This window comes from Marinithermofilum abyssi (assembly GCF_014641195.1).
Classification (GTDB): domain Bacteria; phylum Bacillota; class Bacilli; order Thermoactinomycetales; family DSM-45169; genus Marinithermofilum; species Marinithermofilum abyssi.
The window spans coordinates 113,859-139,673 of record NZ_BMHQ01000004.1 but is presented as its reverse complement, the minus strand read 5'-3'; the positions used below and the strand labels follow the sequence as shown (position 1 = coordinate 139,673).

The 25,815-nt window shown below is 52.3% G+C and carries 24 protein-coding genes and 1 pseudogene; 2 read left to right on the top strand and 23 right to left on the bottom strand.

The features are described from left to right. Positions 1–412: 412 nt before the first annotated feature. From IEW70_RS06910 to IEW70_RS06900, 3 genes and pseudogenes are all read right to left on the bottom strand, one after another. Positions 413–1,840 carry a sigma-54 interaction domain-containing protein gene (locus IEW70_RS06910; protein WP_229751864.1) on the bottom strand — a complete coding sequence of 476 codons (1,428 nt, stop codon included), beginning with the start codon at positions 1,838–1,840 and terminating at the stop codon, positions 413–415. Positions 1,841–2,042: 202 nt separating this feature from the next. Continuing rightward, a pseudogene (locus tag IEW70_RS06905) lies at positions 2,043–3,089 on the bottom strand (alkene reductase); the annotation flags it as partial. Between the two features lie 8 nt (positions 3,090–3,097). After that, a complete protein-coding gene (locus IEW70_RS06900) occupies positions 3,098–3,598 on the bottom strand; it encodes an RrF2 family transcriptional regulator (protein ID WP_188647195.1) in 501 nt (166 codons plus the stop codon). A gap of 246 nt (positions 3,599–3,844) precedes the next feature. Here IEW70_RS06900 and IEW70_RS06895 point away from each other — a divergent pair, with 246 nt between their 5' ends. Next, entirely contained in the window at positions 3,845–5,020 is a 1,176-nt protein-coding gene (locus tag IEW70_RS06895) for an aminotransferase class I/II-fold pyridoxal phosphate-dependent enzyme (RefSeq protein ID WP_188647194.1), read from the top strand. Between the two features lie 121 nt (positions 5,021–5,141). On the opposite strand, the gene IEW70_RS06890 is transcribed toward IEW70_RS06895, so the two are convergent. From IEW70_RS06890 to IEW70_RS06860, 7 genes are all read right to left on the bottom strand, one after another. Next, a complete protein-coding gene (locus tag IEW70_RS06890; RefSeq protein WP_188647193.1) occupies positions 5,142–5,324 on the bottom strand; it encodes a hypothetical protein in 183 nt (60 codons plus the stop codon). Positions 5,325–5,722: 398 nt separating this feature from the next. Further along, positions 5,723–7,531, bottom strand: a complete 1,809-nt coding sequence (locus IEW70_RS06885; RefSeq protein ID WP_188647192.1) for a CocE/NonD family hydrolase — start codon at positions 7,529–7,531, stop codon at positions 5,723–5,725. Between the two features lie 292 nt (positions 7,532–7,823). After that, entirely contained in the window at positions 7,824–9,356 is a 1,533-nt protein-coding gene (locus IEW70_RS06880; RefSeq protein ID WP_188647191.1) for an aldehyde dehydrogenase family protein, read from the bottom strand. Between the two features lie 138 nt (positions 9,357–9,494). Continuing rightward, on the bottom strand, positions 9,495–10,118 hold the full coding sequence (locus IEW70_RS06875) for a sterol desaturase family protein (RefSeq protein WP_188647190.1): 624 nt from the start codon (positions 10,116–10,118) through the stop codon (positions 9,495–9,497). 191 nt (positions 10,119–10,309) lie between these two features. Next, positions 10,310–11,185 carry a MurR/RpiR family transcriptional regulator gene (locus IEW70_RS06870; protein ID WP_268234832.1) on the bottom strand — a complete coding sequence of 292 codons (876 nt, stop codon included), beginning with the start codon at positions 11,183–11,185 and terminating at the stop codon, positions 10,310–10,312. A gap of 7 nt (positions 11,186–11,192) precedes the next feature. Further along, positions 11,193–12,560, bottom strand: a complete 1,368-nt coding sequence (locus tag IEW70_RS06865; protein ID WP_188647188.1) for an aspartate aminotransferase family protein — start codon at positions 12,558–12,560, stop codon at positions 11,193–11,195. A gap of 474 nt (positions 12,561–13,034) precedes the next feature. Continuing rightward, positions 13,035–13,325, bottom strand: coding sequence for a hypothetical protein (locus IEW70_RS06860; RefSeq protein ID WP_188647187.1), 291 nt, complete (start codon positions 13,323–13,325; stop codon positions 13,035–13,037). A 145-nt stretch (positions 13,326–13,470) separates the two neighbouring features. Here IEW70_RS06860 and IEW70_RS06855 point away from each other — a divergent pair, with 145 nt between their 5' ends. Then, positions 13,471–14,409, top strand: coding sequence for a DUF4349 domain-containing protein (locus IEW70_RS06855; protein ID WP_188647186.1), 939 nt, complete (start codon positions 13,471–13,473; stop codon positions 14,407–14,409). A 202-nt stretch (positions 14,410–14,611) separates the two neighbouring features. Here IEW70_RS06855 and IEW70_RS06850 read toward each other — a convergent pair whose 3' ends face one another. The 13 genes from IEW70_RS06850 to IEW70_RS06790 form a co-directional block, all read right to left on the bottom strand. Further along, positions 14,612–14,812: a zinc ribbon domain-containing protein gene (locus tag IEW70_RS06850; RefSeq protein WP_229751879.1), complete on the bottom strand. Its 201-nt coding sequence runs from the start codon at positions 14,810–14,812 to the stop codon at positions 14,612–14,614. Positions 14,813–14,851: 39 nt separating this feature from the next. Continuing rightward, positions 14,852–15,919, bottom strand: coding sequence for an NAD(P)H-dependent flavin oxidoreductase (locus tag IEW70_RS06845; protein ID WP_188647185.1), 1,068 nt, complete (start codon positions 15,917–15,919; stop codon positions 14,852–14,854). A 186-nt stretch (positions 15,920–16,105) separates the two neighbouring features. After that, on the bottom strand, positions 16,106–16,381 hold the full coding sequence (locus tag IEW70_RS06840; protein WP_188647184.1) for a 4a-hydroxytetrahydrobiopterin dehydratase: 276 nt from the start codon (positions 16,379–16,381) through the stop codon (positions 16,106–16,108). A gap of 155 nt (positions 16,382–16,536) precedes the next feature. Beyond that, on the bottom strand, positions 16,537–16,833 hold the full coding sequence (locus tag IEW70_RS06835; RefSeq protein WP_188647183.1) for a VOC family protein: 297 nt from the start codon (positions 16,831–16,833) through the stop codon (positions 16,537–16,539). A gap of 165 nt (positions 16,834–16,998) precedes the next feature. Next, the gene (locus tag IEW70_RS06830; protein ID WP_188647182.1) at positions 16,999–17,496 is read right to left on the bottom strand and encodes a GNAT family N-acetyltransferase; all 498 of its coding nucleotides are present in this window, start codon (positions 17,494–17,496) and stop codon (positions 16,999–17,001) included. Between the two features lie 177 nt (positions 17,497–17,673). Continuing rightward, positions 17,674–18,522, bottom strand: a complete 849-nt coding sequence (locus tag IEW70_RS06825; RefSeq protein WP_188647181.1) for a M55 family metallopeptidase — start codon at positions 18,520–18,522, stop codon at positions 17,674–17,676. A gap of 219 nt (positions 18,523–18,741) precedes the next feature. Continuing rightward, positions 18,742–19,581 (bottom strand): ectoine/hydroxyectoine ABC transporter ATP-binding protein EhuA, encoded by an 840-nt coding sequence (gene ehuA, locus IEW70_RS06820; protein WP_308423144.1) that lies wholly within the window; start codon positions 19,579–19,581, stop codon positions 18,742–18,744. A 52-nt stretch (positions 19,582–19,633) separates the two neighbouring features. Continuing rightward, the gene (gene ehuD / locus IEW70_RS06815; protein WP_188647180.1) at positions 19,634–20,311 is read right to left on the bottom strand and encodes an ectoine/hydroxyectoine ABC transporter permease subunit EhuD; all 678 of its coding nucleotides are present in this window, start codon (positions 20,309–20,311) and stop codon (positions 19,634–19,636) included. 3 nt (positions 20,312–20,314) lie between these two features. Beyond that, complete coding sequence (gene ehuC / locus IEW70_RS06810) at positions 20,315–21,019, bottom strand: ectoine/hydroxyectoine ABC transporter permease subunit EhuC (RefSeq protein ID WP_188647179.1); 705 nt, start codon at positions 21,017–21,019, stop codon at positions 20,315–20,317. Positions 21,020–21,037: 18 nt separating this feature from the next. Continuing rightward, positions 21,038–21,919 carry an ectoine/hydroxyectoine ABC transporter substrate-binding protein EhuB gene (gene ehuB / locus IEW70_RS06805; protein WP_188647178.1) on the bottom strand — a complete coding sequence of 294 codons (882 nt, stop codon included), beginning with the start codon at positions 21,917–21,919 and terminating at the stop codon, positions 21,038–21,040. Positions 21,920–21,984: 65 nt separating this feature from the next. After that, a complete protein-coding gene (locus tag IEW70_RS06800; protein ID WP_373285927.1) occupies positions 21,985–23,424 on the bottom strand; it encodes an aldehyde dehydrogenase family protein in 1,440 nt (479 codons plus the stop codon). 18 nt (positions 23,425–23,442) lie between these two features. Beyond that, the gene (locus IEW70_RS06795) at positions 23,443–24,483 is read right to left on the bottom strand and encodes a homoserine dehydrogenase (RefSeq protein WP_188647177.1); all 1,041 of its coding nucleotides are present in this window, start codon (positions 24,481–24,483) and stop codon (positions 23,443–23,445) included. Then, positions 24,480–25,718: a M20 metallopeptidase family protein gene (locus IEW70_RS06790; RefSeq protein ID WP_229751863.1), complete on the bottom strand. Its 1,239-nt coding sequence runs from the start codon at positions 25,716–25,718 to the stop codon at positions 24,480–24,482. Before IEW70_RS06790 ends, IEW70_RS06795 begins: the two co-directional genes overlap by 4 nt. Positions 25,719–25,815: the final 97 nt, after the last annotated feature.

Here is a 25,815-nt window from a genome sequence, read left to right as displayed (position 1 = left end):
ATAGGTTTACCGCCATGTATGAAAAACGGCGCAAAAAGCCAATCACACCGATGCGAGGATGTCAAGGAAGGCGTATTGTACTCTTGGGATGCAACTTTCCAAGCCAAGCCGATAACGACAACATGCCTGATTCCGCCATTGCAAACAACACGCGGCTCCCGCCGATGCTGGTCAAAATTCCTGCCACTCGGCCGATCATCCAGCCGAGGTTTCGGCATACCCCCTATATAAACTTTGGAACTTTACTTATGCAAAAGATATGCCAAAAGCACGATGAAATGATTTCCACAAACATCTACCCCTTACATACCAAGGGCTTTAACTTTTCATTGAATGAAATGCGGCACCAAAACCCCCGGCTGATCTAACCATAAACATTCATTTTCCTAATCATTATTGCGTTGGTTATGCATTATTGCATACCCTTTCGCTTATATCTCTGTAGCTTCCGTACCACCGTCGATTGACTAATCCCGAACATTTTAGCGATTTCCGTCGTGCTTTTCCCTTCTTGACGCGCTTGGAGCAGCAAATCTCTTTCCACCTGCGCCACGATCTCGGGCAGCGTTTTTCCTTTTACGTTTTCCAAAGAAGTCAAAGGAGCCGCCTGCTGGAACTGTCCAGGCAAATCTTCCAGATAAATGGTATCTGAAGGCGACACGACCACCAGTCGTTCCAACAGATTTTCCAGCTCCCTGACGTTTCCGGGCCAAGGATATTCCATCAGCTGCTTTTTCACCCGTGCATCCAGCGTTTTTCGCAATCCGTGCTTTCGGCAGTATTTGTCCAACAACACGTCAATCAGTTCCAAAAGGTCTTCCGGCCGTTGCCGTAAAGGTGGTACCGTGATAGGCACCACATGGAGGCGGAAATACAAGTCCTCCCGAAACTCTCCTGCTTTTACCAGCTCCTCTAAATCCCGGTTGGTGGCGGTGATCAACCGGAAGTCCGATTTTACGGGACGCCTCCCCCCAATGCGGTAAAATTGCTTCTCTTGGATCAGCTTCAGCACCTTGACCTGAAGAGGTTTGGGCAGCTCCCCCACTTCATCCAGGAACAAGGTTCCCTGATCGGCCAGTTCAGCAAAGCCTATCTTCCCTTCCCGCTTGGCACCGGTGAATGCGCCCCCTTCATAGCCGAACAGTTCCGATTCAAATAACGCCTCCGGGATTGCTCCACAGTTTACTTCAATAAACGGCCCCTTTGAGCGCGGGCTGTGCTGATGGATATAGCGAGCCATCGCTGTTTTCCCTACACCCGATTCCCCTTGCAGCAACACGTGCACATCCACTTGAGCCACTCGCCGGGCAGTTTGCAGCGTGTGCTTCATCGAAGGATGAACCGCCACCAAATCGGAGGAGTCCATCGCTTCCTGGCGCAAATTGTCCAATTCGGAACGCAGGCGTTCCATTTCTTGCTCCATTAGCGTAAAGTGCTCCTTCAACCGCATCGGTTCGGTGATGTCCCGGGAAAAACAGATCACACGAACAAACCGCCCTTTCCGGTCAAACACAGGAACCCCTGTCACCAGCACCCTTCGTCCGCCTTCCGTCTTTTGGATACCGATTTGTTTGGTTTTCTCCTTCAGCACCAACTTGGTAATGGAAGGGGTGAATACCCCCTCCTGTTCCAGTTCATGCACCGTCTTACCGATTAATTGATCCGATGGTTTTCCGTAAAGACGTTTAAAGTGACCGCTTACCTTTAAAATGGTGCCGCGAGCATTTGAGATCAGCACGTCATCATATAAAGAGCCGATAACTTCTTCCAACTCCCAATCGCCTTGTTCACTTTCTTCCGATAATAAATCCCACATTTCAGGGAATTTTGACGCATTCATGATTGGTCTCCCTTTCTCAACGGGGGTCTCCTATTATTTTAACGGAGTTATGCAAATGTGCATAATGGAACGAAGGCAGTAAAAATGGTGACTTTGTCAGCGGCCTTCAAAAAAGCTCCCGAATACTCGGGAGCTTGGAAATAAAACACCGTTCCAGTCGCTAGCGAAGCCGTTCCTACCTCTCCTACAAATCCGCTTGTCCTCAAACCAATGTTCTCAAATGTTTCTTGGCATCATACTCCACTAGGTCTTCTCCGTTTTTCACCCGGTGCAAATAATCAGGGTTGGCGATCAACGGGCGCCCGAAGGCGGCCACGTCAATGGTGCCTTCAACGAGAGCTTGTTCCGCCGTTTCCGGATCGAGATCGCCGACGCCGACGATGACACCGTCCCAATATTTGCGTACCAGTTGGTGCATCGTTTTCCCATCTGCCAGTACTTGTGTGAAATTCATCGTCGAGGGATGAATCATTGTAGCCCCTACCTCTTGGAAGGCTTCCACAAAGGTACGGATAGCCGCTTCCGGATCCTCCCACATATATTCCGGATTGTCGATTTTGAGGGCCGAAAACCGGATCAATGTCCGATCCGCCCCGATGGCATCGATCACCGCACGGGTCACTTCTTTCATAAACGTCAGCCGCTGTTTCAGGTCGCCGCCGTAGCGGTCTGTCCGTTTGTTGGATACGTCGGAGTTGAACTGATCGATCAGATATCCGTGGGCTCCGTGGATTTCCACACCGTCAAAACCCGCTTCAATGGCGTTTTTGGCGGCTTGAGCATACTGGCCGATCACTTCTTGGATGTCGGCCTGTGTCATGGCTTCCGGTTCATCAAAAGGCTTGCCAAAACGAGACACCTTGCCTTCTGCCCGAATGGCGGAAGGGGCCTGCGGCTTGTGACCCTGAATCAATTCGTGATGGGACACCCGACCCACGTGCCAGATCTGCGCGATGATGGTGCCGCCTTCCCGGTGTACCGCTTCGGTCACTTTTTTCCAAGATTCCACTTGTTCCTGGGTGTATAGACCGGGGACACCCGGATTCCCTTTGGCCCGGGGACTGATCACGGTTCCTTCCGTAATGATGAGCCCAATCCCGTCGGCAGCCCGTTTCCGATAATATTCCACAACGTCTTCTCCAACCACACCTGTATCATCGTCTGCGAAACAACGGGTCATCGGAGCCATCGCGGTGCGGGTGCGAAGATCCCATGCTCCAATTTTCACCGGTTCAAACAGTTTGCTTTTTGTACTGATCATTCATTTACCTCCTCACGGAGTTGAGATGTGAGCCATGCGTCCATCTCCGCCAGGCGTTCGGACGAATACGTCTTTCGGATCTGCTGAAGAAGCGAAGCCAGTGTCTCTTGCTCCAATACCTCAACCCAGGCTTTTTCTGCTCGTCGCATGACATGTCCCAACACGCATGTACCTGTGGAACGCTGGCCCTCACAGGCAAACACAGATGTAAATACGCCCCGGTCTCGGTACATCCCGCCTCTTCCTTCCACAGCCAGAAAAATGTCGTACAGGGTGACCTCCTCCGGCTTCTTGGCCAAAGAGAATCCCCCTCTGGTTCCGGGGGTGGAATCTACCAACCCTGCTTGAACCAGCATCCGCATCAGTTTTTTCAAATAGGAAGGAGAGACTTCGAGCCGCTCACTGATCGCCTCCGCTTTCAGCGTCGTCCGTTCCGGTAGACGCGCTAACAAAATCAAGGTGCAGACCGCCTGTTCCATCCCTGACTTCATCCGCATGATGTATCCCACCTACATCCGTACTATTGTGGATATTATTTATCCACGATCAGTATATTATTTCGGCCGCCGAAATGTCAACGACGTTTATCCTGTACTATCTCCTCTTCCATCCGTTCAGCGATTTTTTGAGAATCGCAGGTCTCATAGAAAACACGAAGAAGATCTGCACCGAAAGCCAACTTTCCGCCTCGTTATGCTATCATTCAAAAAAGGCCAAAAATGAAACGGACAGGAGGAATTCAAATGAACTTCGCCCCTTCGAAGCATTTGCAACAACTGAAAAAAGGGATTTTTCATGAACTGGCTGAAGCCAAACGGCGTGTGGAACAGTCAGGCACCCCTGTCATCGATTTGAGTGTAGGCAGCCCCGATCTGCCGCCGCCGGATTTTGCGCGGGAGATCCTTTCCTCCTTGGCCTGTGACGGCCGTCATTACGGGTACACCTTGGGAGCCATTCCCGGTTTTAACGACGCCGTGGCCCGCTTTTACAAAAAACGGTACGGTGTTCCGTTGGATCCTGAGACAGAGATATTGCAACTGATCGGCTCTCAGGACGGCCTCGCCCACTTGGGTACCGCGATCCTCAACCCCAAAGATGTGGTGCTGGTCCCCGACCCCGGCTACCCAATCTATGAAGCGGGAGTACGGATGGCAGGAGGGCATCCGTTGGGAATGCCGCTGACGGAAGAGAACGGCTTTTTGCCGGACTTGACAGCGGTTCCGGAAGATATCGCTCGTCAAGCCCGGATGCTGATCCTGAACTATCCTTCCAACCCTGTCGCAGCCACCGCAGACCGCTCTTTTTACGAAGAAGTCATCCGTTTTGCACGTAAATATGAAATCCTGGTGGTGCAGGATTTTACCTACTCAGAGCTGGTCTTCGACGGAAAAACGGCAACGAGTATCTTATCCGTCCCCGGTGCCAAGGATGTGGCGATTGAATTTAACTCCTTCTCCAAAACCTTTAATCTGGCGGGATGCCGTATCGGATATGTGACAGGCAACGCCCAAGTACTGAACATCCTGTCGGATATGATGTCCCACACCCATTACGGGGTGTTTTATCCGATTCAACAAGCAGCGATCGCTTGTCTGGAACAGGGAGAGTCCTTTATCCAGCAGCAAGTGAAACGATATGAATCACGCCGGGATACGCTGGTGGAAGCTTTATCCCAAGGGGGTTGGAACCTCCAAAAACCGCCGGCTACGATGTACGTATGGGCAAATATACCGAAAGGCTGGGCATCCATCGACTTCGCTTTCCGCCTGTTGGAGAAAACGGGTGTCGTGGTCACACCAGGAAGCGCCTTCGGTCTTCAAGGCGAAGGGTATGTGCGGATGACATTGACCCAGGCAGAAGGAGATTTGCAGAAGGCTGCAGAGCGAATGAGCCACTTTGTGAAGCAAGGGGTACGTTGATGTAGAGGGTTGGTGGGTGGAAGGTGATCGGAGGATGGCAGACACCTTCCACTTTTTTGTTGCCTGTTTTCCAAAAAGAGCACAAAACTCATCGGCCGTATTCAAATGAACATCCACCCTGTCAACTGATAGGGTGGATGATCGACCGTACAATATTTTCTGCTTTCTCCTGCAGAGAGTGTGTGGGTGAATCATAGATATTTCCTTGGAAATGACGACCTCCGTGTTCAATCTGATGGTTTTGGATAAAAAAGAGAACCAAAGCTACGATGAACGAGATAATTTTCAACTGTGTTTTGGCCATCGGAAACCCTCCTAACGGGTGACCTCGAATCCATCCTTCTATATCTTTTTTCGTAACCTCCTATAAATTTCTGTCCACTTTGAAGAAAAAACCGGTGAGTGTCAAAAAAAATTAGCACCTCATCCTACTACCGATGGCTTGGCTGCGCCTCTTTCACAAATATATTTTCTATAGGATGTTTTCGTTAGATATGTGCGTTTATAAATAGCGAGCGGGAAAACCCAGCCCTTTAGGGTTGGGATGAAAGCGAGCGTCGGACAAGGAGTATGAACGCAACATCGCCCTCGATAACCGAAGGGCGATGTTGCGTTTTGTATGGGTTGTTCTGCATTTACCTCTCAAATTGTCCTGTAATCCAGTTCAACCTGAGTGTAATGACCTTCATCTCATTATTTCCCTCACTCTTTCTCTACCACCGGCAGCACCACATTAGAAGGATGATCCGGCCCGTGATGGATCTTCAAAAAGCCCCCCGCTTGTTTCAAAGACTGCGGCAATGGAGAAACCGCATGAGGGAAATCACTGGGACCGATAGCCACCCGCAGCCGGTGTCCTTTGGGAATGACGGCATGGGTCGGGAAAATCTCCACGTTCAGCTTCATCACTTTGCCCGGCGTTACCGGTTGTACGGATGCCCTGGTGAAGGGATGCCACGGCGCTATATTTTCCCCTTTAATAAACCGGCTGCGGGACGGATCCGTTTGACGCAGGGAAGCAGCCAGCCATCCGGCTGTCAACTCGGTGGAAGTACCGTCCGGGGCCACATCCGTAATCCGTACGGAAACCACCGCTTCCTTTGCCGTGGTGGAAGCATACAGGCGGGCGGCGATGGGACCCGATAGTTTCAGATCCCGATCCAACACGGGAGTCGTATAGGTCAGCTCCGTCAACTCCGTCACCCTATTGTCCTTGGAACAGGGAGTGACTTGTACGGCTCCGGCTGTCCACTGGTTGGTGCTGCCCGAACAGATCCCGTTGACCGGATGCTGGGGCGTGGTATCGCTGCCTTCTTTTTTCGGCGTTTTCCAGGAGAGCTCCCTTTCTTGCTCCAGGTACACTTTTTGCGGTGTCAGCCCTGGATGGGGCCAATCCGCCTGGGTTTTAAAGCGCTCTTTTCCCAGCACATATTGGGTCACATCCGGCATCTTTTCTGGATGGGTATCCTTTCCTTTCAGATAATGATCAAACCAACGCAGCGCGATCTGATCCAGCGTCGGCACCCCGTCTCGGGGCAGCCCCTGCCCGAAATTGCCGTGATTCCAGTTGCCGATCAGGAGCTTCGCCGTGGTTTGGTCTTTCATTTTTTCATAGAGGAGCGGTTCCCCCCGTTGAAAGATATCGTGGAGTCCCCCCACGACAAAAGCCGGCACGTTCACTTGATCCGCCACTTCCAAGGGAGAACGTATCCGGTAAAAGGGACCATCATAGCCCAACTCTCCCCCGCCCAAGATTGAGATCAAGGTGCTTGTTTGAAAATTGCTCACCGCTCCCGCATGGCCGACGATGGCCGCCCCCGCTGCTGCCGGATCTTTCAAGGTATACGTCGGAGGAAGCACACCGCCGGATGTAACCAGACCCAGCCACAAGGGGATAAATCCAGTATTGGCTTGTCCGCCGGACATCATGATATCCCGGTAGCTGTCCCCCATGGGTACAATCGGAAAAATCGCCTTCAAGCCCGGAGGATGTTGGGCTGCGGTAAAAATCTGATTGATCGCCATGTAGGAAGCGCCCCACAACCCGACATTGCCGTCACTCCACGGCTGCCGGGCCGCCCAGCCGACCAGCTCCGCTCCGTCCCGCTGTTCCGCTTCGCCGAAGGATTCCCAAGTGCCCTGGGAACCTCCGGTACCGCGCACATCCACCACCACATGCACATATCCCCGCTCGACGAAATACGGATTGCCCTGTCCAAGTGCCCCGTTTTTGTTGTACGGCGTTTGGGTCAGAATCACCGGAAACTTCCCTGATGAATCGGGCCGGTACACATCCGCCCGCAACACGGTGCCGTCCCGCATGGGGATGGGAACATCCTTCTCTACCTTCACTTGATATTGGGCCGGCCGATCATAGGCTGTCCACTTTGGTTGCGTTGCAGCCCCTGCATCCGCCACTGGTCCAGTTGCCGGGAGAGACAGCCCTCCGATCAGCAGGAACACAATCACTGCCATCTCCCAACGCCATTGCCTGTGTTTGTTCCCCCGCATACCCCTTTTCACTCCTTTCCCTTGCTCAATCGCAAAGGCTTCCTTTTTCTTGTCACCCGCGTCACAAATGAGCGACCTTCCACAATCCCCCCTTATCTCGGGGATCCAAAGAGGGACCCGCCCACTCATAGGACATCGTTCACTCCCGATGTGGTGCAAGTCCCCTTTTTGCCTCAATGTCAACCGGTCGTCAGCTGCTTTGGTGTTGTGGCAACATCGTTCCGATCCATCCGGGTCGATCCACCCCGCCGATATCCCCGCATAGTCGCATGCTCCACTTCTCCTTGTCCGGTTATTTGGAACGGAAAAACTCGGTACCCACTTTTATCAGTCCCTTTAACGACGGACGGAAGCTCTTGCCGTAGAGATCCTTGAGCAGCTCTGAAATCGCAGTATACTGATCCCTGGAATACGGAAACCAGTTGATCTCCCGCTTTTTCCGGCCAGGACTGGTCACCACGGATACAGTATGGCTGAAGCTTTTCAACCCTTCCGGCCCGTGATACCGCCCCATACCGCTCTCCTTGTTGCCTCCGTAGGGAAGCGCCGGATGGGCGATACCGATCATCACATCATTGATGCAGATATTGCCGCTTTCGATGCGGGAAGCCACTCGGCGGGCTTTGTGCAGATCCTTGGACCAGACGCTCCCGTTCAGCCCATAGGGAGAATCATTGGCCAGCTGCACTGCCTCCGACTCCAACGAGAATCGCATAACCGGAATCACCGGACCGAAGGTTTCCTCCCGCATGATGCGCATCGAGTGATCCACGTCCACCAGTACCGTCGGCTCAAAATGCAGCGTCTCCTCGTTCAACCGCCGACCCCCGCACAAGATTCGGGCCCCTTTGTCCACGGCATCTTTCAGGTGCTCCTCCACGATCTTCAACTGGTGGGGATAGGTCATGGAACCCACGTCCCGCCCCTCTCCCCTCCCTACCCGCAACGCTTTCGCCTTCACCACCAATTGCTGTACAAACTTCTCAAAAATAGCGTCTTCTACATACACCCGCTCCACGGCCATACAGGTTTGCCCGGCATTGGTGAAACCGCCCCAGAGCGCACCGTTGACCGCGCGGTCCAGATCGGCATCCGCAAACACGATCATCGGGTCTTTTCCGCCCAATTCCAACTCGACGGGAATCAGGTGCTCCGCCGCAGCGGCCATAATCTTTTTCCCGGTTGCTGAACTGCCGGTAAAAAAGATTTTGTCCGGGCGAGCCTCCACCAGTTGTTTCCCCACATCCTTTCCGCCATGAAGCACCTGCACGACACCTTTGGGGAAGCCGGCTTGCTCCAACAGTTCACCAATCACTTGTCCGGTAAATGGGGATACCTCGGAAGGCTTCAAAATGACCGTGTTGCCGGCAATCAGGGCGGAGACAACCGGAGCCAGCGAAAGTTGAAAGGGATAATTCCAGGGCGAGATCACCGCGATCACCCCCATGGGACGGTATTCCACATGGGAAAAGCGACCAAACAGCGCGATGGTCATCGGTACCCGTTTCCTTTTTAAGATGGAAGGAGCTTTTTTCTCGTAATACCGGATCAGACCCACTGTGGGATAAATGTCCGACATTAGCGACTCCAGTTGAACTTTCCCAGTGTCTTGACTGATCTTCTTCGCCAGTTCGCTCGCCTGATCCACAATGATTTCCCGAAGGCGTTTCATATACCCCAACCGTTCCCTCAACGGCACTTCCCGCCACTGAGCAAAAGCTTCCCTCGCATCGATCATCGCCTGGCCGACTTCGGCAGGGGTGGCTTCCGCCAGCTGCCCCAAGGCTTCTCCTGTTGCCGGATTCACCATCTCCAATGTGCTCATATACGACCCCTCCTCTGTCATCCTTGATGGGTTGAACGTTGTCGTCACCAGTGATCTCTATTTTCGATTCCGGTTCTGCTCCCCTTCTTGCTTTCCCGACAAACCTGCCTTCGTTGTTTTGTCTTGATGATCAAATAATCAACTCCCCATATCCTCCACCGGACGATCCAGTTTTCGTGCGGTTCGGCTCATCGGTACTTCCTTTTCTTTTTTGTAAGTGCCAAAAAACCAATCAGTCGTGGGATTGGTCACCCCGTACCAGTAATGCTCATTCTTGAAATGATGGCGCAGGTGGTATTTCTTCATCCACTTCCCCCATCGGGTACGGGGAATGATCGGACGATGGGCCACATAATGTACCCACTCATAGTACAGATGGAAAGCCATGCTGCCTGTCACCATCGCTACTGTCAGCCAGATGTCACCCAAAAGCAGATACACGATGCCGCCCGTCAAGACAAACAGCGGCAAACTGAACCATAAAGGCAAAAACAACAGGTGCAGCTGATCGGGAATCTCATGATGATCGTAATGTAAGCGCTTTAATAATTTCAGAAAAAAAGGCTTTACCGGAGGTTTCATATGAAAAATAAACCGGTGGATCGAGTATTCGCTCAATGCATAAGCCAACATTCCGGCCAGCAACACCAGTACCACACTCCCGCTGAAATGAAAAAAAGTTCCGGTCAAACCTGTAAGAAACAGCAGCCACATCACCCAGATATCAAAGAAACCGAAATACTCCTTCACGTACTTATCCATCCTTTCATCCCCCTCTCACATGAATGAACAACCATTCATAATTTTCAGTATTTACGTATTTTCATCTTAAAATATAGGCGGTTCGTTGTAAACAGCGGATATGCAGCCGGAGACCGAAAAGGTATGCAGATAAGGTATCCGAAGTGACAAAAAGCCGGTCTCCTGTACGTCAGGAATCCGGCTCTCGATTGTTATTTCTTTTTGGTTTCAGAAGCATGATAGATCCCTTCATGCTCCCACAATTTCTCCATATTTTGCAACTGAACGGTGATTTCCTGTTTATTCACCCTGGCTACGGCTGTTAACAGCGCATTAATTAAGCTGAGCGGAGCGACAAAGGAATCAAGGAAAGAAGGTAAGCTGCTGGCAGCGATCAAGCAGTTATCCGATATGCTCGCAAGAGGAGAACCATGTGAATCGGTGATCGCCAGGGTGCCGACCTCCCGTGCCCGCACATATTCCATGGCTTGGATCGTTCGTGATGTATATCGGGAAAAGCTGATTCCAATCACCAAGTCATCCGACCTTAAGGTGGAAAGCTTCTCGAACATCGTATCCGAATCCGTGATAAGCCGGGTGTTTTTCTTGAGTAACTGCAAGTAAAACGCGAGAAAGGAACCCAAGGCATGAGAACTTCGCAAGGAAACCACTGTAATCGACCGGGCCCGATCCATTTGTCGAACGGCTTTACTAAAGGATTCCACATCCAGCATATGAATCGTTTGCTTCAGGTTCGAGATATCATCGGTTAAAACTTCATAAGCGATCCGTTGTTCTTCCGGATAAATATCTCCAGACAAATCTAATCGTTCGACCGTAGTAACCCTTTTTCGAAGTTGTTCTTGCAAGCTGTGTTGCATTTCAGTGAATCCGGAAAACCCGAGGGATGTGGCGAAGCGAATCACCGTCGCTTCGCCGACACCTGCTTGTTCCGCCAATTTCGCTGTAGTTAGAAATGGTACCGTATCGGGGTGCGCTTCTAAGTAAGCCGCGATTTGTCGCTGTGCTTTACTCATTTCATGGCTTTTTTCCCGGATTCTTTGAAATATATCGTTCTTTTCAGTCATAACCACCCTACTTTCCAGTCAACCTTTTGACCCCGAGTTCAAACCGCTCCAGGGTTTCGTTAATCACTGCCGCGGTATGGGCAATGGACATCGAGAAACGGTTAAGGGGTTTAATGAAAATCCCTTGATCCAATAAATAAGTGTCCAGTGTTCTGCGGAGGGATAAATCCGTTTCCAATACATCCTGGATTTGTCGTACCGGACGATCTGTCAACACCAGATTGAAAATGCTTCCCGCTCCAACCGTCTGGGATGCAATATGATAACGACGGAGTATTTCCTCGATTCCGGCCCGCAATTGTAACGTATTTTCTTCCAGTTGTTGATAAGATCCGGGTGCTTGCAGAGCTTGAATGGTGGCCAGACCTGCACTGAGAACAATGGGATGCCCATTGTACGTCCCACTATGAAACAAGGGCTTGTTCTGATCGGAGGTATGTTGTTCACCCGCTGTTAAAATATCTGCTCCCCCTGTCGGTGAACACAATTCCATGATGTTTTGATGTCCTCCCACGGCACCGACTGGGAAGCCACCCCCCAACACTTTACCAAGAGCTGTCAAATCCGGAACAATATCATACAACCCCTGCGCCCCCAATAAGCCCATACGGAAACCTGTTTTCACCTCATCAAAGATCAGAATGATGCCGTACTGCCGTGTCAGCTCTCGGATCGCCCTCAAAAAAGCACGATCCGGCGGAATAAAACCCCCTTGAATCGGTTCCATGATGACTGCAGCTATTTCGTCACAATGTTTTTTCAGAATGTCTGCTGTTTGGTCTAAATCATTAAAGGGGAGTACTACCGTGTTTTCCGAATAATAATCGGGTAACCCATAGGAATCAGAAGTAACGGAAGGACGTTCTTTGAAATCCCGTTTTTTGGGATTCACGCTGATCAGAACTTGATCATAACTGCCGTGGTAGTGGCCTTCAAATTTGGCTATCTTTTTTCTTCCGGTCCATGCAGTTGCCAAACGAATGGCTAACAATGTTGCTTCCATTCCAGAGTTGGTAAAACGAACTTTTTCGATGCTTGGATATAGATCGACCAATACTCGGGCCATTTCCGTTTCCAGCTTGTGAGGCGTACCGAAGATGGTCGTGCCAATCTGCGAAAGCTGTTCGTGAATCGCAGTGGTGACTCCTGGATGGCCGTGCCCCAATAGGAGTGCCCCGTAGCATAAATTGTAATCAATATACGAGTTGCCGTCGACGTCGTAAAGAAAAGCACCATCGGCCGATTCCATTACAATGGGGTAGGGTTCAAAATGTTTAATATTGGCTGTGACACCCCCTGGTATCCATTGGGCTGCTTCCTTGTAAAGCTGGGCAGAACGTGTAGTCTTGCGGAGATATGGAGCATCGATTTCCATTATCGTCACCTCATTTGAAATATATACTCCATAATTTATATATAAACGAAGTATACACTCCATTATTCATATATTTTACCCGTTGTCAACTTACCTCTCCATAGTAAAAGCACCCGTTTTTTTACGGGTGCTCAGATTGATGACAAATCTTTATGATAGCTTCGACTCTTTTGCCCATTGCTCCCTTTCCTCCGACGCAGAAGTTATACCGTCCGTTCCAAGAGATTCAACGAGACGCGGCACAATGCGGAGTGCACTCAAAATGTACAAGCACCCACAGGGCACACGTCACGCCTTGGGCGCAAGCTCCCAGGTCGTGCTATGCGCCGCTTTTTGTCTCGTCTCCTCTCTTGTCGCTGAGTTCGTCGTCAAAAGTCGCTGCTCGGGCAAAAGAGTTCTTCAGCTCATTTCGAGACCTTTGTCAGCAGCCTCAGCACCCGTTTAAGGGTGCTTTGTACTAGAGATTGCATTTTGTCAGCTTTCCCGTTCAATTACCAGCTTTCCGCCGTCTTTCCGGTAGCAGACCTTGGTCTGCGGACCCGCTCCCCAACACACTTCCTCGTCATGAAACGGATCTTGGGAACGGCCTCGATCCGTTGCCGCCGTTCCCAAGGATTGACCCATTTCAACATCGGCGGGATGTGCGCCGATCACCTGCTCCGCGATGGCAGCCATCTCCTGGTAACACTCCCGCACCCGGTTGGCCAGCTCATCCATCTTGGCCTGATGGATGCTCGTCAGTTGATATTCCTGTTTCTGCCCCATGGTATCCCTCCTCTGGTGGAATCACCGATATCCTGCGCAGAGAAGGCGGGGTTTATGCAAACCCTATCAACAAAGGCGACATCCGAACCGCAACTTTTTCCAGGTCTGAACGTCCATATAGGTAGTATGAAAGGAGAGGGTGACGTTGCGTAAAACATGTCAATGGCTTTTGATCGGGATGTTTATGATCATGGTTGTATCAGGATGCGGCTCCCAAGAACAGAGCCAATCGGGGGAAATGGCGAATATCCATTCAACAACCGGGAAATCCCGCACGATGGAAGGACTTCAACCCGATCCGGCGCAAAAGGATTCTTCTTCCTCCAACGTAAAAGCCGCCCTGAGTAAAAAGGGAGCCGCCGTTTCCCAAGAACAACGCAAAGTGATTTATCAAGCCGATTTGAACATGAAAGTGGTCAATCTGTCAAAAGCGCGGAAGGCCATGGAGGCGGCGGCTAAAAAGCGGGGCGGGTATTTGGTCAACGCCTCCCAATCCCGAAGCGGAAAAGAAGTGACGGGCACGTTGGTCTTTCGGATTCCCCAGGATTCCTTCCAAAGCTTCCTGAATCAGATTGAGGACGTGGCACAGGAAATCTCCTCCCAAAACATCTCCGGCAATGACGTCACGGAAGAATACGTGGATCTGAAATCCCGGCTCAGGGCAAAGAAAGCCGTGGAAAAACGTCTTCTCGAAATGATGGACGAAGCCAAAAACACCGACGATCTGCTTCAGGTTTCCCAGCAGTTGTCCGTGGTTCAGGAAGAGATCGAGCAGATAAAAGGGCGTATACAATACCTGGAAAACCAAACCGACTACTCCACCGTCACCGTTCACGCCGTCCAATACGCCGCTTTGAATGACGCGGAGGGGAAGCCGGGATTGTGGAAACAAATCACGTTGTCGTTCGTCCAATCTCTCGGCTGGCTGCGAGATCTATTGGAAGGGGCGTTGGTCGTCGGAGCGGCACTTGTTCCCCCTGCCATGCTGTTGGCCGCTTTGATCATTCCCGTCTACCTGTGGTATCGCCGCCGGAAGCAAAGCCCTCCGAACACCCCGGGAGATCGGGAGAACTCATCGATGTAGCCGTGGCTTCCCATGAACCTCTCCCACTTGCGCTAACGCTAAGAAGTGGGAGTTTCTTACCATCAGAACTGAGAAACTCTCACGTATCGAAGGGTTTTCCTTCTATACTCGATCGAAGTGATCGGAAAGCTATCTCGATTCCTAAGTAAGCAACAGGTACGATGTGTACCCGGGTCGGAACAGACCATCTACTACTTCTCGCTTAGGCGATCCGTAGATACGTTTGCTTCGTGGAAACTTCGAGATGCCGAATTTCTCCATAGAGCGATTTGGCTAGAATATTTCTCGCTCCATGCGTATCTCGATGTTCTTGGTATCCACAGGAGCAGCGGTAGTTTCTAAAGGAGACTTTCTTTCTCCTCTTGCAGACAGGACATGTCTGACTGGTATACGATTCATCGATTTCATCTTATAGAAGCGGGAGACTTCTTACGCAAGTATGTTAAAACCGGCTCACCAGATCCTCCACTTCTTGTTGGAGCCGTTCCATCAGCTCACCCGCCGGCTCCAACCGGCCGAGAGCAGATGCCTGTCCTCCCCACAAGGACATATACTCGAGGTTGTTTTGTTTTGCGGCAAACTTCCGCAAAGGTTTTGTTAATGCATTTTGGATCGGAAAGGGAGGAATGGGTTCCGGGTGGCGTTCCATCTCTTGAATGAAGGCGTTCCGGATGCCGCGGGCGGGCCGGCCCGAGAAGGCTTTCGTGATCACCGTGCTTTCATCTGTGGTTTGAAGCAGGGCTTCTTTGTACAGTGGATGGGCTCCGCTTTCCAATGTGGTCAAAAAGGCGGAGCCCATCTGCACTCCTGCGGCACCTAAAGCCAAGCTGGCCAGAATGCCCCTTCCGTCCATAATCCCTCCAGAGGCGATGACGGGTATGGATACGTGATCTACCACCTGCGGAATCAGGGCCATCGACCCAATATAGGGGTAATCCGCAACCGATTGGAACGTTCCCCGATGACCGCCGGCTTCAAATCCTTGCGCCGCCACCGCATCGACTCCCCGCTTCTCCAGCTCGACCGCTTCGTTTACGGTGGTTGCCGTACCAATGGTAACCGTTTGGTTGTCCCGAAGTTGCTTAATCAATTCCGGTTCGGGGATACCGAAGGTGAAGCTAAAAACCGGCACTTTTTCTTCCAGTACGACACGCATTTGATCCGAGAAGGAAATTGATGGAGGGCTCTTTTCCTCACGGGGAACACCGAGTTTTTTTTCATAGGATTGCAGGTGTTTTCTCATCCGGCGCGTTACTTGGGGGGATTCTTCGTAGGGAGGCGGAATCTGAAGATTGACAGCGAAGGGACGGGTGGTCTTTTCCCGGATTTTCCGGATCGCTTCCCGCATCGCCTCAGGTGAGAGGTAAGCCGCCCCCAAGGTGCCCAAACCTCCGGCGTTGGAAACCGCCGCCACCAGATCCGGAGTGGTGGAGCCTCCCGCCATACCCGCTTGGATGATCGGGGTAGCAATCGATAACATTTCCGTCAGCTTGGTCTGCTTCCAACTCATAAACAAACTCCCCTTTTTCTATTTTTGTCCCCTGCTCGATTCCAACTCTATCATTCGTATGGGTAATGGAGGAACCCACTATGGCGAAATAAAGTGAAGAAAGCCACCCCGTTTTGGGACGGCTTTTGACAGTATGTCGATGGTTTAACAGAAAAAGCGTCCAATCCCTTCAGGTTTATCCGGTGATTAAACGAGGGTGTCCAACCGACTGGCCAGGTTAAAGTCTTTTTCGGTCAGCCCAGCCTCATCATGTGTGGTTAAGCGAAGTGTCACTTTACGGTATTCGATGAGAATGTCCGGGTGATGGTTCCGTTTCTCCGCTTCTTCGGCCACCTTTTGTACAAACCGAATACCATCCATGTAAGCGGGAAAAGAAAAAACCTTGACAATGGTTTGGTTTTCCTTAACCCACCCTGTAAGCGACTTTAACCCTTGATCGATCTGTTTTTCCTTCCATTTCAAGTGATTTCCTCCTCTCCTTTGAGAAAAATCGGTTTAAATAATCAAATGACAAAGCCCGTTGGCTACCTACACTCATTCCCGCTACAATAAAACCACGAAGCCCTTACCCTGCTTGAGATTCGGTGGTTCCTGCCCCTGAGAGGAGCTTTTAGCCATTATTCAACCTCTTGATTGGCAAACATCAACACATAACCATCCGGGTCTTCCACTCCAAACATCTTCCAGCCGTAACTTGTGGTATGTACTGGTTCAGAAATCGTAACCCCTTTTTCCTTCAGTTTATGGTAAAACGTATCCATATCCTCTACGACATCTTTTAAGAATGGTGTCATTCCAACTCCCCATCGATTATTGTGCAAGTATGTCCTTCTTTCAGGGGAGATTGCATGCTCACCTTCCAAATTCGCCGCTAGATTTCCAACCATCACGATAGCGGGACCGATCTGCACCATAAAAAACCGTCCCATGTTCGTCATAATGCAGAAGTGTACCGCTCAGTGTATCTCGGTAAAACTCCAACGACCTTGGTACATCCTTCGATCATACATCCAACAGGAAGGAACCAGATTCTTTGAACATAAATAATCCTCCAATTTTTAATGGATCTTTTTTCATACCTAAAGCAGTTTGGCCATCAGATATTCATCCACATACCGGCCTGCCACTCGGAGCGAGTGCCGCTTGACCCCTTCTTCTTCAAAGCCCATTTTCCGATAGAGTGCAATGCCCGCACGGTTATGAGTCATCACGGTCAATTCCAACCGGTGGATTCCTTTTTGCCGTGCCCACTCCTCCATGACAGTAAACATTTGCGTCCCCAATCCCTTTCCTGTCCACGCTTGGAGAATACCCGCCACTAAGTAAGTGGAATGACGGTTGCGACGCACACGACCTCCCACGGCTTCCAAATAACCCACCAGACCTTCCGGCTTTTCCACCACCCATATCATATGATTGTCTCGTCTCAATACTTCCCGTACCTTATTCCGAATTTCTTCAATGGGTTCCTTTCGTTCCCCCGGTTCGAACAGCATAAACGAGGTCTCGTCATCGAGCCGTTTTTTCAGATTAAAAAACGCTCCCGCATCAGCTTCGCGCATTTGGCGGATGCCCATGTTTTCCTCCTCTGTTAGGCCATCAACCAGGCGCCCTTATTTCGTCAGATATGGCAGGAGGTCTACGATCTACCAGACTTCAAAATGAGATTTTCCCAACCCAGAGTGGAACTCGGCCCGCGCTTCACCGCCTCCACCCATTTCCCCGCGGCACCGTCACCGGACATTCCAGCTCGATTACGCGTTGACATTTCCAAGTACACCCTGTGATGCTGCCATCCCGATAATGATCGCCGCCCACATCCACTTATAGGCGGTGACACAATCTCCGGCAGTAAATCGGATCGTTTTGGGCCGAATTAATTCCACTCCCGGCATGGTCGTAGTCATCAGCGCTTGGTTGGTCGAGCTGAAATCCATATCCACGGTCACGGGAACTTCGCCGGCCAGAGGACTAATCTTCTCCCGCTTTTGCAACGCCGCGGATGCTTTTTCCCTGATCAGGGACCGGGCCTTTTGCGGGGGCATCAGACGGGCTGCAAACCGGTCCACGCCGGCTTTCACCACTGCTGTCTCAATCCCGGGTATCAAACGCCCCGCCTCTTCGGCGACGACATCATCTCCCGTCACCAACAGAGCCGGCACCCCGTAAAAACCCGCCACTGTGGCATTGATTTCCGCTTCACCCATCGGACATCCGTTCCAACGAATCTCCTGGATGCATCCCCCTGCCAGTGTATGGTTGAGCACCCCCCGTTCCGAGCCGCCTTCCCGGCCGTGATAGCCGACCAGAAAAAGTCCGTCAAAGGAATCATCCAGCCCTTCCAGCTGGCACATCACCCGGTTATTGCCGGAAATCAGTTCTGCCCGGGGATCCAACTCTTCGATTAAAATGTTGGACATATTGCCGTGTCCGTCGCACACGACCACCTCGGTGGCTCCCCCTTCAAAGGCTCCCTCGATCGCCGCGTTGACATCGGCCGTCATCAAATGCCGAAACCGCTGATACTCGCTCTCCTTTTTCAGCTGCATCTGGGTCGCTACGCCGCTAATGCCTTCCATGTCGGCGGATATGTAGATTTTCACGATGCGTTCACTCCTTTGTTTAAAATATTTATATTTTTCAATCTGTTTTTTCTCTTGTTCGCCTTCAACCAAACTTTGTATCAGCATGGGCACCCCGCTTCAATCCGGTGGCGCAAAAAGCCATCGCATCATCCCATTAACCTGATTCTCAGGAAACGCAGAATTCCCCTTCTGTTTTCATCAAAAAAGCCGTCCACCTATGGTGGACAGCTTCTGTAGTCAGGAAGACGAACCGTTCAACTCAAACCGCTTCAAAAATTCTTGTAAGCGGTCCGTTTTGGGCGCCGTAAAGATTTGTTCCGGCCGCCCCTGTTCGATAATGCGTCCTTCGTCGAAGAAGACGATCCGGTCAGCCACATCCCGGGCGAAGCTCATCTCGTGGGTGATCAGCATCATCGCCATTTCCCCCTCGGCGGCGATCTCCTTGATCACATCGAGCACTTCCCCCACCAGTTCAGGGTCCAGTGCCGAGGTGGGCTCATCAAACAGCATCACCTTGGGGCGCATCACCAACGCCCGGGCGATGGCCACCCGTTGCTGCTGACCCCCGGACAGGTTGGCGGGATAAGCCTCCAGCTTGTCGGACATACCCACTTTATCCAGCATCGTTTTGGCCCGTTCCTCGGCTTCCTCTTTGGACAGGCCCAATACCTTGATGGGTGCCACGGAGACATTTTTCAAGATATTCATATGGGGGAACAGGTGAAAATGTTGAAACACCATCCCGATATCGCCCCGTACTTCATGCAGGTGCTTTTCATCGGCAGGAACCAGCTTCCCTTTTACTTCTTTGTGCCACAACTGCCGCCCGTCCACTTCAATCGTACCGGAAGTGGGTTTTTCCAAAGTCATCAGCAGGCGGGCCATGGTGGTTTTCCCCGAGCCGCTGGGCCCGATCACCGCCACCCGCTCCCCGGGATACAAATCGAAATCCACTTCTTTCAGCACCTGGTTGTCCCCGAAAGATTTGCTTACCTTCCGGTAACGGACGATGGGCTCCGTTTGCTCCTGATTGCTTTGAGGTGCCTCTGCCACAGCGACATGATTGTTCTCTGTCATTTCACTCACACGTTCACTTCCTTTCGATATAAGATGACCGACCCTGTTCCTTTTAAGCCGCCGCATCCATCTTCCCATGATGGTTGATATTCATTCTTTTTTCCAACCGTATCACCAAGCGGGAGGCTGAATAACTCAGTACCAAAAAGAACAACCCGACCAAGGTGATCGGCTCCAGATAACGGAAGGTGTTGGACCCGATGATCTGCGCCCGCCCCAACAGCTCTACCAAGGTGATCGCGGACAGCATGGGTGTTTCCTTTAACATGACGATGAGGTAATTGCCCATGACAGGAACGACCGGCCGGATCGCCTGGGGCAGAATGATCGTCTTCCACTTTTGCAGCGGAGAAAAGTTCAGCGCGGTAGCCGCTTCCCATTGTCCTCGGGGAACGGAATCGATTCCCGCCCGGTATACTTCGGACAGATAGGTGCTGTAATGAATACCCAACCCGATCACTCCGGCAGTGAAAGGGGATAGGGACAGCCCGTATCTCGGCAATACATAAAAGATGACATAAAGCTGTACCAACGGCGGGGTGGTACGGATAAACTCAATGAACGCGTACGTCACCCAGGACAAAAGCCGAAAAGTGGACCTTCTGGCAAAAGCCAAAATCAATCCACCGATCATCGCAACGGCAAAAGCCGCGATGGTGGCCGAAATGGTAATCCACAGTGTATCCAACAATTGCGGCAATATCTTGAATGTAAAATCCCAAGACCACATCGGTTATAACCTCCCTACGGAAAATCTGCGTTCCAACCACCGCGTCGCCAATGTGAGAGGATAACCGATGACGAAATACATCAAGAGCAACAAGGTGAAAATCTCCGGTGTGTTAGCTTCAATGTTGGTACGCATTGCTGAAGCTTCAAACGTCATATCCGGAATAGTAATCAGGGATACCAGTGCGGTTCCTTTTAACAATTCAATGAACAGGTTGCCGAAGGAAGGCAGCATGGTACGGAAAGCCTGAGGCAAAATCACATGCCACATCTGTTGACGGGGCGTCATGTTCAAGGCGATGGCCGCCTCCGTCTGCCCTTTGGGGATGGATTGGATGGCGCCGCGGACCACTTCCGACCCGTACGCACCATAGTTCAGACTTAGCGCCAAGATTCCGGCGAGACCCGGTGCCAACTTGATCCCCAAGAGCGGCAGCGCGTAAAACAGCCAAAACAATTGCACCAGCAGCGAGGTACCCCGTAAAAATTCCACAAAAAATCCGGAGATCCAACGGATCGGATCTATACGGGACAAGCGGCCGATTCCGCCGAGGAAGGAGAGGAGAAAACCCAGGATGGCTGATAGAATCAACAATTGTATGGTGACAAATGCTCCCTCTAATAGCTGAGGGAAGATCTGTGCATAGACACTGATCGGTATCACTCCCCCGTCAAATGCTTGGTAGTACAGAGAGGTCCGAAGGAACATCCCCGGACCTTTTATCCGTTATTGTTTCTTACAAAGCTCTTCGGCGGTGTAGTCCCCCGGGAGGTCTTCCTTGGTAAATCCAAAGGGCTTTAAGGTTTTGTACAACTCTCCGGAATCCTTCATTTTTTCCAATTCTTTAGTAAAGGCTTTTTGAAAGTCCTTGTCTTCCACCCGGAAGGCTGCCGCACCGTAACCGCGGACTTCTTTGCCGTCGACTTTCGGTTGTTTGAAATCTTTCACTTCTTCCACGCCTTCGGCTTTGGCAGAGTCCAGCACGGCCCGAAGGGAAGGTCCGGTCATGGTAATCCCGTCGACTCGGCCTGCTTCCAGCGCAGCCACAGCGGAAGGCTGATCAGGAACGATGATGATCTGGCTTTCTTTCACTCCCGCATCTTTCATGTAGGACTCTTCGATCGCCCCTTTCATCACCCCGATTTTCACTTGTGGATTTTTTGCGACATCCTCGTAGCTGTGAAGGTTTTTCGGATTGCCTTTCTTGACTGCCAGGGATTCACCGATGCTGTACTCCGGATTGGCGAAGGCCACTTCTTTGCACCGTTCCGGTGTTATGTACATACCGGCGGTGATCACGTCAAACCGGCCCGCTTTCAGTCCGGGAATCAAGGAGCCGAAGTCTGTCAGCACCGGTTTCACCTTTTTAATTCCTAACTTTTTGAAAACGGCTTTGGCTACTTCGACCGCTTCCCCGGTCACTTTGCCGTTCTCCTTATAGGCATAGGGCTTTTCGTTGGCAAAACCGATGGTGACGACTCCCTCATCCTTGGCTTTCTGCAATGCCGATTGATTAGATGATGACAATTGCAGGTTTCCGCACCCTGTAATCGAGGCTACCAGAGCAATCATAAGAGTCAACGTCAACATTTTCTTAAAAATCTTCATCTACCCCCTTAAGAGAGAAATTATTGGCAGGAAGTCGATTTTCCTGCCAAATGGGAAAATTTCGTCTATCCCAAGCGGAAACAGACGACTTTGGTCTCGGTCATCTCCTGTACGGCAAAAGGAACTCCTTCCCTGCCGAGGCCCGATCCTTTGATACCGCCAAAAGGCATGGCATCCACCCGGTAATCGCTGCTGTCATTCACCATCACCCCGCCAGCCTCCAAGCGTTGGACGGCTTCAAAGGCCTGGTGTACATCCCGGGTAAAAATACCCGCTTGCAAGCCGTAGTCCACCTCGTTGGCGCGCTGGATCGCCTCTTCCAATCCGGAAACGGGAAACAAAGAGACCACCGGACCAAAAACTTCCTCCCGTGCCACCTTACAATAGGCGGGCACATTCGTCAACACAGTGGGGTGGTAGTAAGCCCCGTTCCGACGTCCTCCGCAAAGGAGCCGGGCCCCGGCATCCACCGCTTCCTGCACCCATCTCTCCACCCGGCGGGCTTCTTTTTCCGTGATCAGCGGACCCATGTCGGTCTCTTCTGAACATTTGTCGCCGACCCGATACTGAAGAGTTCGTTGAACAAACATCTGCGCAAACTTCTCAAAAACCTTCTCTTCCACAAAAATCCGCTGTACACCGAGACAGTTTTGCCCCGCCGCCCAGAACGCACCGGAGACGGTACATTCCACGGCTTCATCGAGATCGGCATCGGACAGGACAATCGCCGGAGAGTTGGAACCCAGCTCCATGCTTACCTTTTTCAACCCCATCAGCCGGTGGATCTCTTCCCCCGCTTCCCATCCTCCGGTAAAGGAGACCATGCGGACGGCCGGATGCTGCACCAGCCGTTGACCGATTTCCCGGCCGTGGCCGGTCACCACCGTCAGGACGAGGTCGGGTAAGCCTGCTTCTCTCATCACTTCCGCCAACTTCAACGCACTGAGCGGCGTCACACTCGCCGGTTTCACGATGATGGCGTTGCCGGCGGCAATGGCGGGACCTACCTTGTGGGCCACGAGGTTGAGCGGATCGTTAAAGGGCGTGATAGCGGCGATCAGTCCCACGGGAAAACGGACGTAATATCCCACACGCTGCTCACTGCCTGCCGCTTGGTCGAAGGGAATCGTTTCCCCCCGGATCCGGCGCGCCTCCTCGGCACTGATGCGTAGTGTCTCCACACAACGGAACACTTCTTTGCGGGCTTCCCGAATCGTTTTACTGCCCTCCCGGGCAATGGTCACCGCAAAAGACTCCGCCCGTTCCTCCACGATGTCCGCCGCTTTGCGCAAAATGGCCATCCGCCGATGGCTCGGCAACGAACGGGCAATCTGCACCCCTTTTTGCGCCCGCTCCACTGCCGCGTCCACTTCTTCCCCGTTCATCCCCGGCACTCTTGCGATAAGAGAGCCGTCTTGCGGATCACAGACGTCGATCTTATATATCCTTTTCACCGATGGCTCCAAACTAAACCTCTTTTTTTCAACCTCCCGTCTTTCTTTCACGCCTAATTCCTCCTTTTCTCACGGCCGCCCTTTGGACAGGTTCAACAGATCGATCAACAGGGAGAATCCCGTCTCAATCGGTCCGGCGCCCGCCCCCGCCAAGGTTATCGGGCCGGCCAGGTCGCATTCGTAGGTCACAGCGTTGACCGCGCCATCAATCCCCGCCAGGGGATCGGACAGCGGCAAAGCTACAGGCTGGACGGAAGCCGTCAAGCGTCCGTTCCCCTGTCTCACTTCCCCCAGCAGCTTCCACCGTTTCCCCTCTCTCCGGGCCTGTTGAACATCCTCCAGGGTCAGGTTACGGATTCCATGACGAACGATTTCTTCTCTTTTGAGCGGTGTCCCCATCACCACCTCTGCCAAAATCATCACTTTGTACAAGACGTCGTATCCTTCCAAGTCGCTGGTGGGATCGGCTTCTGCGTACCCCTTGTCTTGCGCTTCCCGCAGCGCCTCTTCCAATGTTTTGCCCAGCTCCATCTGGCTGAGAATATAATTTGTCGTTCCGTTTAAGATTCCGCGAACGGCGGTGATCTCGTTACCGGCAAGGGCCACCCGGGGCATGCGCAAGGACGGCGTCCCGCTCATCACGGCCCCTTCAAATCCCCACCGCACCCCTTTTTCTTCCGCCAGGCGAGATAGATCGGAATAGGCCGAGGCTACCGGCCCTTTATTGGTGGTAACCACATGCTTCCCGCTCTCAAAAGCGGCACGGTGATGGTCGATGGCGGGCTGACCCGTTTCCACATCGGTATAGGTGACCTCCACCACGGTATCTGCGTTGCTCTCCCGGATCGCGGTCAGGCTGTCCCAACCCCGGACCAATCCCGGTGTATCGGGATAGGCTTCCAGTGTACCTTCTTCCCTGGCTGCCTGCAGGAGCTGTTTTAGATCGAGACCTTCCGGATGATACAGCGCCCCCTTAAATTTGTCCGAAACGGCGGTGATTACCGCTTCAAACCCCTCTTCCTTCTTCAAACGCTCCTCTTTGTCCAGCAGGATTTCTGCCAGTGCCTGACCTACGGTGCCGAATCCGATCAATGCCAGCCGATAGATCATATCCGTTCCCTCCCATCTGCCCGGAACCGGAGAAAACGAAGAGCTGTCTCTGCAAAGATCGCCGCCCCCATCGGCAGACAATCTTCATCGATATCAAAAATCGGGGTGTGCAGCTCCCGCCGTACGCCGTCTTTTTTGGCACAGCCCAGAAAAAACATGGCCCCGGGAACCTGTTCTGTCATATGACTAAAATCTTCCGCTGCCATTCCAAAAGGACCCCAGTGCAGACTGCACTCGGGATAAAGTGAACGAATCGTTTCCACAATGCGCCTGTTTACATCCGGATCGTTGTGCAGGACCGGTTCGCCCCGGTCCACCTGAAAAGTGTAGTTGCCGCCCAAAGAAACCGCCAACCCAAAGGCCCGTTCCAGCTCCTGGAATATTCTCTCCCGCACCTCCGGGTGAAAACTGCGGATCGTCCCCTGGATAAACACTTCCGCCGGGATCACATTGCTCGCCGTTCCCGCGTGAATTTGTCCGATGCTGACCACCGCCGGTTCCAAAGGGGAAATTCTGCGGGGGACTATGCCGTGGATGGCCTCCAACACCGGGATCAGCATCCAGGTCGGGTCCGTGCCGAGGTGCGGAGCAGCACCATGCCCACCGGTACCGTACAGGGTACCATGGAAGGTACCCACGCCCGCCATGGTATATCCCTCATGCACCCGCACCGCACCCACAGGCAGCTCGGGGTTCATGTGAAGGGCCATGACCGCATCCACTCCGTCCAACGCTCCGTCTTCGATCATACGGGGAGCTCCGGTCATCCCGTCGGGCCCGGTGTATTCTTCAGCGGGCTGAAAGAGGAATTTTACCGTTCCCTCTACGGCTCCCTCGGCGAACACCTCGCCCAACAAATGGGCCGTACCCAGCAGGATGGCCGTATGGGCGTCATGACCGCAGGCGTGCATCACTCCCGGGTTGCGGGAGCGATAAGGGGTTTCCGAAGCTTCCGTGATGGGCAGCGCATCCATATCGGCTCGAATGGCGATGACCGGCCCCGTACCGCGGCTCAGCGTACCGACCACCCCGGTGACTCCCACCCCCGTCTCTACCTGCATCCCTGGAATACGGCGCAATTCCTCCGCGACAAACTTCGCCGTTTCAAATTCCCGGAAGCTCAGCTCAGGATAGGCGTGCAAATGCCGCCGCCAGGCGATCAATTGCAGATGTAATGCCTCTGCCTTCGCTGCCATCACCTGTTTTTTGGCCGCCACTACAATCACCTCGTTCACTCATCACCTGCAGCTGTTTTCATTTAGGCACACTGGATTTGCCTTCCCTCTCCTTGTTAAATACCCCTGACGCTGTCCATGCTCCCGATGTTGTTCC

Bases quoted from the DNA above. Each gene is read 5' to 3' on its own strand.
- IEW70_RS06845 (WP_188647185.1), bottom strand. From the start codon at position 15,919: ATGAGTTGGAAGCAGACCAAGCTGACGGAAATGTTATCGATTGCTACC.
- IEW70_RS06895 (WP_188647194.1), top strand. From the start codon at position 3,845: ATGAACTTCGCCCCTTCGAAGCATTTGCAACAACTGAAAAAAGGGATT.
- IEW70_RS06880 (WP_188647191.1), bottom strand. From the start codon at position 9,356: ATGAGCACATTGGAGATGGTGAATCCGGCAACAGGAGAAGCCTTGGGG.
- IEW70_RS06835 (WP_188647183.1), bottom strand. From the start codon at position 16,833: ATGGTGCAGATCGGTCCCGCTATCGTGATGGTTGGAAATCTAGCGGCG.
- IEW70_RS06795 (WP_188647177.1), bottom strand. From the start codon at position 24,483: ATGATCTATCGGCTGGCATTGATCGGATTCGGCACCGTAGGTCAGGCA.
- IEW70_RS06890 (WP_188647193.1), bottom strand. From the start codon at position 5,324: ATGGCCAAAACACAGTTGAAAATTATCTCGTTCATCGTAGCTTTGGTT.
- IEW70_RS06900 (WP_188647195.1), bottom strand. From the start codon at position 3,598: ATGCGGATGAAGTCAGGGATGGAACAGGCGGTCTGCACCTTGATTTTG.
- IEW70_RS06885 (WP_188647192.1), bottom strand. From the start codon at position 7,531: ATGCGGGGGAACAAACACAGGCAATGGCGTTGGGAGATGGCAGTGATT.
- ehuB (WP_188647178.1), bottom strand. From the start codon at position 21,919: ATGAAGATTTTTAAGAAAATGTTGACGTTGACTCTTATGATTGCTCTG.
- IEW70_RS06910 (WP_229751864.1), bottom strand. From the start codon at position 1,840: ATGAATGCGTCAAAATTCCCTGAAATGTGGGATTTATTATCGGAAGAA.
- IEW70_RS06875 (WP_188647190.1), bottom strand. From the start codon at position 10,118: ATGGATAAGTACGTGAAGGAGTATTTCGGTTTCTTTGATATCTGGGTG.
- ehuC (WP_188647179.1), bottom strand. From the start codon at position 21,019: ATGTTCCTTCGGACCTCTCTGTACTACCAAGCATTTGACGGGGGAGTG.
- IEW70_RS06860 (WP_188647187.1), bottom strand. From the start codon at position 13,325: ATGGGGCAGAAACAGGAATATCAACTGACGAGCATCCATCAGGCCAAG.
- IEW70_RS06870 (WP_268234832.1), bottom strand. From the start codon at position 11,185: ATGACTGAAAAGAACGATATATTTCAAAGAATCCGGGAAAAAAGCCAT.
- IEW70_RS06865 (WP_188647188.1), bottom strand. From the start codon at position 12,560: ATGGAAATCGATGCTCCATATCTCCGCAAGACTACACGTTCTGCCCAG.
- IEW70_RS06830 (WP_188647182.1), bottom strand. From the start codon at position 17,496: ATGGGCATCCGCCAAATGCGCGAAGCTGATGCGGGAGCGTTTTTTAAT.
- ehuD (WP_188647180.1), bottom strand. From the start codon at position 20,311: ATGTGGTCTTGGGATTTTACATTCAAGATATTGCCGCAATTGTTGGAT.
- ehuA (WP_308423144.1), bottom strand. From the start codon at position 19,581: ATGACAGAGAACAATCATGTCGCTGTGGCAGAGGCACCTCAAAGCAAT.